13 protein-coding genes are annotated in these 12,170 nt (G+C 38.1%); 11 read left to right on the top strand and 2 right to left on the bottom strand.

All coding sequences use genetic code 11. From position 1 onward, the window contains the following. The first annotated feature begins 118 nt into the window (after positions 1-118). The 11 genes from M2134_RS10705 to M2134_RS10655 all read left to right on the top strand — a co-directional run bounded on the left by M2134_RS10705 (position 119) and on the right by M2134_RS10655 (position 9,862). A complete protein-coding gene (locus M2134_RS10705) occupies positions 119-412 on the top strand; it encodes a type II toxin-antitoxin system HigB family toxin (protein ID WP_280750698.1) in 294 nt (97 codons plus the stop codon). 10 nt (positions 413-422) lie between these two features. Further along, positions 423-788 carry a helix-turn-helix domain-containing protein gene (locus M2134_RS10700; RefSeq protein ID WP_280750697.1) on the top strand — a complete coding sequence of 122 codons (366 nt, stop codon included), beginning with the start codon at positions 423-425 and terminating at the stop codon, positions 786-788. A gap of 323 nt (positions 789-1,111) precedes the next feature. Continuing rightward, positions 1,112-2,344 (top strand): site-specific integrase, encoded by a 1,233-nt coding sequence (locus M2134_RS10695; RefSeq protein WP_280750696.1) that lies wholly within the window; start codon positions 1,112-1,114, stop codon positions 2,342-2,344. Between the two features lie 10 nt (positions 2,345-2,354). After that, complete coding sequence (locus M2134_RS10690) at positions 2,355-3,899, top strand: ATP-binding protein (protein WP_280750695.1); 1,545 nt, start codon at positions 2,355-2,357, stop codon at positions 3,897-3,899. Between the two features lie 6 nt (positions 3,900-3,905). After that, entirely contained in the window at positions 3,906-4,307 is a 402-nt protein-coding gene (locus tag M2134_RS10685) for a hypothetical protein (protein WP_280750694.1), read from the top strand. A 238-nt stretch (positions 4,308-4,545) separates the two neighbouring features. Beyond that, positions 4,546-4,887, top strand: a complete 342-nt coding sequence (locus M2134_RS10680) for a DNA-binding protein (protein ID WP_280750693.1) — start codon at positions 4,546-4,548, stop codon at positions 4,885-4,887. Positions 4,888-4,900: 13 nt separating this feature from the next. Further along, positions 4,901-6,103: a primase-helicase family protein gene (locus M2134_RS10675; protein WP_280750692.1), complete on the top strand. Its 1,203-nt coding sequence runs from the start codon at positions 4,901-4,903 to the stop codon at positions 6,101-6,103. Between the two features lie 202 nt (positions 6,104-6,305). Continuing rightward, the gene (locus M2134_RS10670; RefSeq protein ID WP_280750691.1) at positions 6,306-7,187 is read left to right on the top strand and encodes a toprim domain-containing protein; all 882 of its coding nucleotides are present in this window, start codon (positions 6,306-6,308) and stop codon (positions 7,185-7,187) included. 256 nt (positions 7,188-7,443) lie between these two features. Then, the gene (mobV, locus tag M2134_RS10665) at positions 7,444-8,898 is read left to right on the top strand and encodes a MobV family relaxase (protein ID WP_280750690.1); all 1,455 of its coding nucleotides are present in this window, start codon (positions 7,444-7,446) and stop codon (positions 8,896-8,898) included. A gap of 62 nt (positions 8,899-8,960) precedes the next feature. Beyond that, positions 8,961-9,431, top strand: coding sequence for a hypothetical protein (locus tag M2134_RS10660; RefSeq protein WP_280750689.1), 471 nt, complete (start codon positions 8,961-8,963; stop codon positions 9,429-9,431). Between the two features lie 92 nt (positions 9,432-9,523). After that, on the top strand, positions 9,524-9,862 hold the full coding sequence (locus M2134_RS10655) for a hypothetical protein (protein ID WP_280750688.1): 339 nt from the start codon (positions 9,524-9,526) through the stop codon (positions 9,860-9,862). Between the two features lie 127 nt (positions 9,863-9,989). Here M2134_RS10655 and M2134_RS10650 read toward each other — a convergent pair whose 3' ends face one another. Together M2134_RS10650 and M2134_RS10645 are read right to left on the bottom strand one after the other, a co-directional pair. After that, the gene (locus M2134_RS10650) at positions 9,990-10,739 is read right to left on the bottom strand and encodes a hypothetical protein (protein WP_280750687.1); all 750 of its coding nucleotides are present in this window, start codon (positions 10,737-10,739) and stop codon (positions 9,990-9,992) included. A gap of 61 nt (positions 10,740-10,800) precedes the next feature. Next, the gene (locus tag M2134_RS10645) at positions 10,801-12,144 is read right to left on the bottom strand and encodes a hypothetical protein (RefSeq protein ID WP_280750686.1); all 1,344 of its coding nucleotides are present in this window, start codon (positions 12,142-12,144) and stop codon (positions 10,801-10,803) included. Positions 12,145-12,170: the final 26 nt, after the last annotated feature.

Here is a 12,170-nt window from a genome sequence, read left to right as displayed (position 1 = left end):
GAAGAATGTGGGAACTTTGTGGGAACATTGTCAAGTTACAAGACCTGGTTGTGTTGAAATATGGGAGAATGTTTTGTAAAGCAAAATTTATTTATACATTTGCAACAAGAATATAGACATGAGGATATTTACAGAGCAAACTTTGCAAGAATACATAAAATCTCATCCTGAGGCTGAAACGGCATTGCAAGAGTGGGTGTCGAAAGTAAAACAAAGCGAATGGAAATGTTTTGCTGATATAAAGAATACATTCAACAGTGTGGATAGTATTGGGGAGCAAAGATATGTATTCAACATCAAAGGGAACAATTATCGACTGGTTGTTGTCATTAAGTTCACGATTAAGTTTGTTTATATCCGATTTATAGGTTCTCATGCGGAATATGACAAGATAGATTGTAAAACGATTTAGTATTAAGATTATGACGAGGATAGAGAATAGAGAACAATACGAATGGGCAGTAAGGCGGGTAGAAGAACTTATACCTTTGGTAAATGATGATACTCCATTGACTGATCCGGCAAGTATTGAATTGGAACTTTTGTCAAATTTAGTAGCCGATTATTCCGACGAGCATTTTGCTATCGGAGTTCCTACGCTTGTAGAGATGCTTAAATTGCGTATGTTTGAAATGGGGCTTACTCAAACCTCTTTAGCCCAAATATTGGAGGTGAGTAAATCCAGAATCAACGACTATTTGAATGGCAGAAGTGAGCCAACGTTAAAGATTGCCCGGGAAATGAGCCGCAAACTTAATATAGATGCCAACATTGTACTGGGTGTGTAAGACTTCTTTTTAACATGCATTGCGTCACGTTTGCGTCACGTCAAAATAAAACAGGCAGTTACATCATTTGTAACTGCCTGTTTTTAAGGTGGTCCCACCTGGGCTTGAACCAGGGACTCCCTGATTATGAGTATTAAGAAAATAGTTTTCTTTGATTTCTATATATTTTCATTCATTTTCTAATTTGCTGTGATATAGCAAAGTAAATGAGATATAAACTTTATCTAAAAACTTGTATTTTGAAATAATTGCTATATTTGTGTGCAAATTGTGTGCAAATGCTCAGCTTGCACACGGAGAGAAACAGATCAAATATAGCGCTTATGTTCAACTATTCAAACAATGGGGTGACGGTTTCTTCCTTTTTCGATAATCGGAGAGCAACTAAGGATAATTTGTATCCTATCAAAATACGTGTCACCTATCAGCGTGTGCGTAAATACTACTCAACAGGTAAGTATATGACCATTGAAGACTGGGAGAGATTGCCTGATACCAAAAGTAAGAAAATGCTGTCCATACGCTCGGATATACAGAACACATTTGATATAGTTAAGGATACAGTTCAAGGGCTACTGCATGAAGATGGGTTCTCCTTTGATACATTGAATAGCCGCTTGAGTAGAACAACATCAGACACCCTTAATTCTGGATTCAAAGTCAAGATACAAGTGCTATTGGACAATGAACAAGTAGGAACTCACCTTTTCTATCAGGACGCACTAAAGAGTGTGGAATATTTCGCAGGTGAGAATATCCCTTTTACAGCTGTTACAGTAGATTGGTTGAAGCGATATGAGAAGTATCTACTAAATGCCGGGAGAGCCTATACAACCATCGGGATGTATTGCCGGGCAATACGCTGTATTATTAATGAAGCAAAGAGAGGCGGAATCATAAAAGAAAGTCAGTATCCGTTCGGATACGGGAAATATGAGATACCGACCGGACAAGGGCGAAAGTTAGCTCTTTCCCTACAGCAAATAAAAGCAATTATTACTTACTCCGATGGTACGGAGGCGACAGAAAAGTATCGAGATATGTGGTTCTTTTCCTATCTCTGTAATGGCATTAACTTTGCGGATATGCTAACACTCAAATACTCTAACATTCGTAATGGGGAGATTAGCTTTTTACGCGCAAAAACCGCCCGAACATCTAAGGTAAAGAAAGAGGTTTGCGCCATTCTAACTCCCGAAATGGAAGCTATTATCAAAAAATGGGGTAATAAATCCAGAAAACCTGATGATTATATCTTTGGGTATCTAACCGGAAACGAAACCCCTTTTGAGGAAAAAGATGTAGTGAAGGCGGTTACTAAACTATGCAACAAGAGATTAAAGAAGATAGGCGCAGCATTAGGTATAGACGGCTTAAGCACCTATTCGGCTCGACATTCCTATGCGACTGTTCTGAAGCGTTCCGGCGCTAATATCGCCTATATATCTGAAAGTTTAGGCCATAACGACCTGAAAACAACAGAAAACTATCTGGCATCCTTCGAAAAAGAGGAAAGGGAGAAGAATGCAAGATTATTAACTAACTTTGGAGAGTAAATAAAGGATTATGGCAATACCTGTTAATATAGAAAAACTGATTTCCGGCCGCATAGTAGAGAGCGAACGGATTGAATATAAGAAGGGTTGGAATCCGGCAACGATATATCGGACGATATCTGCTTTTGCTAATGATTTTGAGAATATCGGAGGTGGGTATATTATCGTTGGTGCCGAAGAAGAGAAAGGTAGAGCTAAACGCCCGGTTACAGGTATTCCGACAGAACAATTGGATGCTATTCAAAAAGAAATGATTGGTTACAACAATCTGATACGTCCATATTATGCACCCAAAATTAGCATCGAAACGATAGACGAAAAGAACATTCTTGTGATATGGGTTTCGGCAGGCATGAACCGTCCGTATGAAGTACCGGAAGATGTAACAGCGAAAGAAAAGAAACGACAATATTATATCCGAAGGTATGCCAGCACTTGCATTCCCAATAAAGAAGAACGGGAAGAACTGATAAGTCTGAGTAACCGGACACCCTTTGACGACCGTATTAATACACAAGCGAGTGTTGATGATATTTCTCCCTTACTGGTTAGAGAATATCTATTGAATGTAGGCAGCACATTGGTGGAGCAAATAGAAACTACACCCTTGATTGATATTTACAGGGCAATGGACTTGGTAAGTGGTCCCGATGAGTTGTTGTATCCCAAGAATATCGCATTGATGATGTTTAACTACCATCCCGAAAAGTTTTTCCCTTATTCTCGCATTGAGATTGTCGAGTTTCCAAACGGACTGGGCGACCCTACATTTTACGAAAAACCGGCAATTACAGGCCCAGTTTATGTTCAAATACAACAAGCCCTTGCTCAATTACGAAGCGTGGTGTTGAAAGAGCAGATATATAAATTGCCGGATAGAGCTGAATCGCAGCGCGTATGGAACTATCCGTTCCGAGCATTAGAAGAGAGCATTGTGAATAGTCTTTACCATAGAAATTGGGAGGTAAGAGAGCCAGTAGAAATACGGATATTACCAGATTGCATTGAGATTATCAATCAAGGTGGTCCCGATCGGAGTGTAAAGATGGATGAAATTCGTAGTGGGGTTATTCACAATCGTCGGTATCGAAATCGTAGGATAGGTGACTTCCTAAAAGAACTGGATATGACGGAGGGGCGAGGAACAGGTATCCCTATCATCCGTAAGGAAATGATGAAGAACGGTTCTCCTGAACCTCGCTTTGAAACAGATGAAAATTACAGCTATTTTATTACTACGCTTCCGATGCACCCAGCTTTTGTTAAGAATGACGGTGTTGATGACGGTGTTGAATCTCCTGATAAACAGTTGGATAAAATAATAAATATAATTACTGGCGGTGTTGATGGCGGTGTTGATGGCGGTGTTAAAGATATAGTAAGTATTCTACTAAATGTTTCCGGCTTAAATGCTGGCGAAATAGCTGTGCGAATAGAAAAAAGTCTGCGTACAACAGAGCGTTATCTTCAATTATTGCGCAAAAAAGGGATTATAGAGTTTAGAGGAAGACCTCGCACCGGTGGTTATCATCTAACAGATGAAGCTAAGAAATAATAGAATATGCCCCGCCGCAAGAAAATAACCATAAAAGCAAAGGATACTGCTATCTTTGGGCAACTTATAGTAGAGTTGTCCAAAAACCCGGAGCTGGCAGCAGACTATGACATGGACTCTATCGAGATCACTATAACCAAGAAATACCAACCTTACATACTGGATGTTGACAAAGCTATCTCCAACCTTCAACACTACTATGCAGCTAACAAGCAATTCATAGAACACTTCAACGGTAAGCCGATTATTTCCAAATACCTTTTAGCAAAGATGATGAAGGTTTCACGTCCAACCGTAGATCAATGGTTAGAAAAAGGATTTATCTCTCAGTATGTTATGCCGAGTATAAAGGTTACCAGCTTCGATATAGACGAAGTAATTGAACAGCTTCGCAAACAAAAACAATAAAAAATCACCTTTTTCCTTTTGACTTTACAACGGTAAGACAACCGCAGACAACCGATGTAAAGCGATGTTATCTCTCTTCTATAGTTGTAGCATTTTGCATCGAAATTGTAGTATTTGTCTACCCTGTGTAAAGCCATTCCTCATTTTATCACTATTTATATCTGTTTTTACTTTGTGCTATCAATTGATAATTAACGCTGTGACGACAGCTAATTATTCATTTATAAATAGCATAGTTATGACAAACATTATTCTAACTACGTCCGAGGAACTTCGGGCGATCATCAGCGAAGAGGTATCCAAGGCTTTTCCGGTGCTATCTACCCCAAAAGAGCTTCCCGATACAATAACATTGGATACTGCTATCCAAGTACTTGAAGAGTATGGATATCCTACTTCCAAAGCAAAAATCTACAAACTTACATCTACCGGCTCTATGCCTTTTCGTAAGTATGGTAACAAGCTCGTTTTTTCAAGGAAAGAACTCATCCTATGGGCAGATAGTCAAACCAAATCCCATCAGGAACATATTGCATCGGTCAATCTTACACTTGCCAAGAGTGCCAAACGTAAAAGATAGGAGGAGTGTGACTATGAAAGAAAAAGAAAGCGCAGCAGAAAAGTTTCTAAGGGTTGGCACCACGCTGTATAAAACTGTGTATCGTCCTCTTATCAGTGGCGATTATATCGAGGAGAAGATTCCGTGGAGTTATGAAACACTTCGGCAAGACTATGGTAAGAACAACCTACCGGAGATAGATAAGTATGATGGCTTCTGTATTATTCCCGACCATATCGACTATAAACAGGTACATGGGAAATATCTTAATCAGTATGAACCCATTAATCACATCACAACAGCAGGGGACTTTCCGTATATACGCTCATTTCTTACACATATATTCGGAGAACAGCTGGAACTTGGTTTGGATTATCTGCAGATCCTCTACATGAAACCTACTCAAATGCTTCCTATCTTATTACTGGTATCCAACGAACGGAATACCGGTAAGACGACATTCCTTCGTTTCTTAAAGATGATATTCGGGAAGAACGCCACCTTCAATTCAAATGAAGATTTTCGTAGCCAGTTTAACGCAGACTGGGCGCATCGATTGTTGGTGTTGGTGGATGAGCTTCTATTGAACAAGATGGAGGACACCGAAAAGATAAAAAACCTATCAACAGCAGGCGACTATAAGATCGAAGCCAAAGGAAAAGACCGGAAAGAGATAGAGTTCTTTGCCAAGTTTGTCCTTTGCTCTAATAACGAACGGAATCCGATCATCATTCCAAAGGAAGAGGTAAGGTTCTGGGTACGCAAGATAAATCCGATAGAAAAGGATAATATCTACCTAAGAAGCTTTATGATGAAGGAGATTCCTCATTTTCTTCACTTTTTACTAAACAGGGAGCTATCCACAAAGAATGAATCCCGTATGTGGTTTAATCCTTCTCTATTGGAAACACCGGCTCTTCTCAAAATCAAGAAATATAATACCAACAAGATTGAAGCTGAGATAGCCGCTTATTGCTCGGATGTAATGGATAAGCTCGGAGAGGATAAGATGTTTTGCTGCCCTAAAGACTTTATGGATACGATTCGTGATGCCGGACTTAAAGCCGATATAACTCAAATACGAAACATTCTCAAGGATGGCTGGGGACTTCGCTCTGATAAAAACAGTGATTATACTTTCTACTACATAGGAATAGAAGGAAATCTCATTCCTATGAAAAGAAAAGGAAGGTACTTGGAAATAAAACGAGGGCTTATTGATGAAATTCTGTTGTAATGTGTTACTCTATTATTTAAGTCAATGATAATCAAAGAGTATACTATTCCAACAACAACACAACAAACGCACAACAAAATAATCATTGTTGTGAACAACCTGCAACGATATTTTGGTTTGTTGTGAATTTGTTGGGCGAGTAATTAACTATACAACAGATGTTTATTTCTATTTCACCACAAAACAACAACACATTTTAATTATGGTAAGTAACGATATAATGGGTATAAGTATACGGGAGTATCTTATACGAATGGGACTCAACCCCGTAAGAGAGAATAATCAGAAAGGGATGTTTCTGTCTCCTTTTAGAAAAGAGACAACGGCAAGCCTAAGTGTGAACTATGTAAAGAACCTATGGTTTGATCATGGGCTTAGTCTTGGTGGAAATATAGTTAACCTGGTATCACGTTTAGAGGGCTGTTCTTTTGCCAAAGCAGCCCAAAGGCTTGAAGAAGGTTCTTTTTCTTTTTATAGGAAAGATATTTCTATGCCGGAAAAGCGAGAATCAGAGATAGTTATTCGTAAGATACAGCCGTTGGCTAATCCAGCTTTACTGGAATACTTGAAAGAGAGAAGAATCTCTACCGACATCGCAAAGGCAAATTGTGAGGAAGTTTATTATTCGGTAAACGATAAACCTTATTTTGCTATCGGCTTTAAGAACGATGCCGGAGGATATGAACTAAGGAGTAAATATTTCAAGGGGTGCACCTCTAAAGATATTACTTCACATACCTCTGGGCAAAGCAGTTGCCAACTATTCGAGGGATTTATGGATTATCTCTCATTCCTGACGATAAAGAATTGGCAACGCTCTCCGGTAGATACCATCGTTTTGAACTCATTGGTGAACCTACCAAAAGTGGAAAACAGGCTTGCCGGATACAAATCTGTAGCATTATTCCTTGATAACGATGAAGCCGGGAAACGAGCTGTTCAGAGTTTACGCTCGGTCTGCAAAGAGGTCATAGACCAGTCTGCACACTATGCAAAGTATAAAGACCTGAACGACTATTTATGCAATCGTTCCGTTCCAAGGCAAACCATAATAAAGAAGCCAGGCAGAGGTCTAAGAATGTAATCTGCCGCAGCTATCCCAAGGGCTTTTTAAAAAAGCCATAGCTTATTAGGGAATTTTCTTACGCTATCGTTGCACTATCACTAAAAATTCCCGAATAAGCCAAAGGTTTTCCCCCTTTGGAATCTCCCTTAGCGGTCTCTCGACCGCAGTCGCTTTTAGCGACTATTCAATGTGCGAATCATCTCCCTGCCGGTATTTTCTATCGGCAGGTGTGATTCCCACAAGCTAAATTTCAAACAATTTAATTGACATTATCATGGGATATGTTGTTTTCCATTTAGATAAGTCGCCCGGGAATGAGTCTGCCATGACAGACCATATCGAGCGAAAAGTAATACATCCAAATGTTGATCCTGAACGGATACATTTGAATAAAGAACTCGTTGAGTTTCCTGATGGCATAAAAAACCGGACGGAAGCTATTCAGCACAGATTAGATACCGCAGGGTTGAAACGTCAGATTGGCAAGAATCAGGTAAAAGTAATCCGCGTTATGATCTCCGGTAGCCCCGAAGATATGAAACGGATAGAAAACGAAGACAGATTGGATGACTGGTGTCGGGATAATATGGATTATCTTAAGAAAACATTCGGAGAAGCTAATCTTGTTGCCGCCACTTTACACATGGATGAAACTACTCCGCATATTCACGCTTCTATTGTTCCGATAGTAAGGGGTGAGCGAAGGCTGAAAAAGCCGGGAAAGAAACAGGAAGAAGACAATCTGGCGCAGAAGGCGAATGAAAAGCCCAAACGCACATACAAGAAGAAAGACCCGAACAGACCACGCTTATGCGTTGACGATGTTATGGCAAGGGAAAAGTTGATAGAATATCAAGATACATATGCCGAAGCTATGGCAAAATATGGATTAGAGCGAGGTATAAAAGGTTCGGATGCCCGACATATAACTCTAACGGAGCACTATCGTAACCAAACGATAGAGAGTAATAACTTGCAGATAAATATAGAACAGCTCTTGGCGGTAGAAGAAGCCAAGCGGCAACGCATTGAGGAACTCAAACAAAAGGAACAGGAAGCCAAACTGAAATCCATTCAAGCAGAGGAACAAAAGCAGCAGAAAGAGTCCGAACTGAAAAAGACAGAAGAGAGCCTCAATCAAGTAAAAGGGCAACTTAAAACCGAGGAGTTTAAGAATAAAGCTGCCAATGTTGGCTCTAATATTATTGAAGGCATAGGCTCACTTGTCGGTACTTCCAAAGTAAAACGGCAACAACAGGAGATTGAGAGCCTGAAACACGAGAAGTATGAATTACAGCAAGATATTGACGGACTTACCCAAACGATCAGTAAGGAGCGAAGCGAACGACAACAAGAAACAATGCAGTTAAAAGCAGAAATACACAAAATTCATGACTGGCTGCCTGATACACCTACGCTTATCAAATGGGGAGAATATTGCCAGAAGATAGGTTTTTCAAACACTCAGGCCAAAGACCTGATTAATATGAGACCCGTCCGTTTTACTGGCGAATTGTATTCTACCGAACACAGCCAGCGATTCGCTGCCAATAATGCAGAGGTACGGTTTGATAAAGGTACAGGAACACTGAGCAGCTTTCGGTTACTTCTTAATGGAATCAGTCTTGCCCAATGGTTCAAGCAGAAGTACGATGAGTTTAGGGAAGCGTTAGGAATTAAGCCTAAGCAGAAGCCCGAGATAGGTAGAAACAAAGGGTTGGGGGTGTAAAGTGATCTGATTTACAAATGTTTTAGTATTTTTACAGACGAACATAATAACTCATACAGAATATGAATGTAGTATTTATCATTTTCGCTGTCATTGCTTTTATTGCAGTAGTCCTCTTCTTTTTCAAACTCAAGACTAAGCCGAAAACGCTTTACGACGAACTTATGGAGATTCCAGGTATGAAAGAACAAAAAGAATTATTCGAATTGATGTCAAAAATGAATTCAGAAGGGGTTGGAACGGAAGAAGATGTTATGTCTGAGGGCTATGGGGATTTTGGTCTTGAAATTACTAATCCAATACCTGTTAACACTGTATATGGGAGCATTTCATACTTGGGAAGGCTTAGGACATTAGAAGGAATTAAGGTATCCTATAAACGAATTGGCTCAATGAATTCCCCCAATATTACCTCAATCATTGATGGATATAAGATTTTTGCGAATGAAAAGCAGATAGCAATATTATATATTTGCCCTTATAATAAGAAAAATTCACGAAAAGCCCCTAATGGATTTAAATTGTTAGTGTAAGGGTATTGCGAGTAAAAAAACTTCCGATTTATAAGTGGATATTACTGAAATCAATAAATACAATATGTTTTACAAATTTAATGCGATATGTTATGAAAGTTAAGAAATTGATTTTTAATGGTCAAGAATTAGCAATGCTATTTCAGGCTTTTTCTAAGAAATTATTCATTAGACCAAAAAAAGGCGATATTTACTCGAAATCCAATAATTCAAATGACAATAGTTGCGTTTTTTATATTCAATTAGCCTATTATGCGATTTTGAAAAAAGAATTTCAAGCTGCATATTCTCAAGGCAAATTTGCTCAAAGCAATGCAAATGAAGCATGGGTAAATCTGATGAATAAGGTCATGTCTGCATCAAATGATGTTGATATAGAGATGGGTAATTTGGAAGATTATTATGAAACTGTTAGTCCATATTGGTTTTAACAGTATCAAATTGAGTATGTAACGAGCATTTTTTGGTATTGTTACCTAATTATTTGTATACTTCAAATTTCCCAAAGAGATATATTTATAGAAAATAGGTATCTATCGTCAATATAGAGGGTAGATGCTATATTTTTTTTGCGAAATAAAATATTCTATTCCCATCTTTCAGAGGGGGGATGTTCTCATCTATAATAAAGGTATTGAGTTGGTTTTTAGAAATGAAATCTTTTGGAGATTCACTATACGCTGTTCCTATGACGATTTCAGTGTTTTCGTCTATTTTATATGAAGCGCAACACGTTGGATAACCTGCCGCCTTTGCATCATCGCCAAAATACATCCATGATGTGAATAAATGACCTTTGAAAGGCGCATTAATACTGATGTATTTTTCAAGATAAGGCTGAGGAATACCTTCTGTCATTTTATATTTTGTGAGATAAAAATGGTCTTTGTAAAAAGACTTCAAATTTTCTGCCAAAGTTGTGGAAAAACTTATTTTTTCACTATCGTCTAAGCCTTCATTAGCCCTTTGAATGCTGTATAAATCGACATAGTAAGTCATTAGCGCAACATCTCTATATATGTCTACATCGACAAATCGTTTATATTCTTCAAAGTGATTATCGAAATATGCATTTATTGCTAAATCGATGTTATTCTGGTTTATGATCATGTAAAAATCAAGGCGTTTAATATCGTTAGCAAAATCCATTGCACCATAATATAGCCTGCTTCGCTGCGGGAAATAAATATCCATGACCACGAGCTTTTCACCTTGCATATCAACCGTTTCAAGAAGGATGTTTCCCAAGCCGCATTCAAATAAAATATGATCTTTCTCGTCTTTTTTTATGATTGTTAAATTATCCATATGTCTGTGTATTAGTTGACTTTAAATATCTTTTATAATATATCTATATCCTTCTTTGTAGCTATTTTTGAACCACAAATTCTCCTTTATTTACTGATAGATTCAATTTGGAGATGAAAGAACTTTGTTCTACTGAGAGTAAATCGTAGATGTATTTGTAGTCTGTCCCAGCCATAAATTTACGATTAAGAAGTGCTTCGCATCGGATAGTTATATCATCTGAATTTCTAAAAAATGGCAGATCATGCAATTTAATCAACAAATAGTCGGCTAATAAGCAGTAATCAACGACGTTTTCTATAGAGTTAGATGAGTCTGTGGGAAATATTTTCCTGGCTGCGGAGTGTGCCGCCTCTAAACGCTCATTAATTAGATCGCATCTCAGAAATATAAAATAAGGCAAATTCGTATGCTCGGCAGCTTTTGATAGCAAGTAATATGCAAAAGCGAAAATGTATTCGTTAATTTTCTTGTCATTAAAGTGAGTAGCTGCAAAATACAATGCACGAGAGACATGACTATAGTGTTTTGGTGGAAGATCTGTTATGAAATCCGGAAAATCAATAATGTAGTTCAAAACTCGATTGATATTTTTATCAACAGAATCAGCATACAGCCCATAATTATAGACTTTGACATTTGCAACACATACAGCATTACTAATAAACTCCGTATAAAAGAGCTCTTTCAAGGGACGTTTTGATGGATAATTTCTGGGGTATAGGTAATTTAGTGTATCATATTGCCTAGGATGTAAGTTTTCAAGGTTCTGAAAACAATTCCACTCAAAGGATATAGAGCTCATTTTTTCTATTGAATACCCAAAACACTCTGACAGCATGAACAAGAGAATATCTGTCCGACGCAGATTTATCAGATTTTCGGAATTTGATTTAGCATAAGAATCCATCGCGAAGAAGCTTGGAGTATACTGAGATACACTTGCCTTATTTGTAATAATATAAGTAAAACTGAATTCTCGTTTGCCTCCCCCAATTTCTTTAGTAATGATAGTGAAAGCGCCTATAGCCTCAGGAAAACGATTTATAATGCAATCTAGTGCAAAATCCTTAAAAAACACTATACGATCATGCGAAGAACCCCATCCGTTTTTATTATAACAATAGACAGAGCAAAATTGATCTCCTGTTAGATAGCGCAATAAAACTCCTGTAGGATCGCTTGAACTTGTTTTTACTACATCATTTTCAATTGTAAAAGGTGTACCGTCATAAGGTATACAAGAAGCAGAGCGATACCATTCATCTCCATGGTTAATGACAGGGTATGCATAAAGAGATGAAACGTTGTTTGTGAGGAGATATGAATATGTATACTCTGTTTTGTCATGTTCCAGTATCTTAGGAGCATTCTCTTCTCTGTTCAAGTTGTAGAGGCTGTTCATAAGGCATTATGATATGTATTAGCACA

The organism is Parabacteroides sp. PM6-13 (assembly GCF_029892605.1).
Classification (GTDB): Bacteria; Bacteroidota; Bacteroidia; order Bacteroidales; family Tannerellaceae; genus QVMG01.
This window is presented reverse-complemented; position numbering and strand designations above follow the sequence as displayed.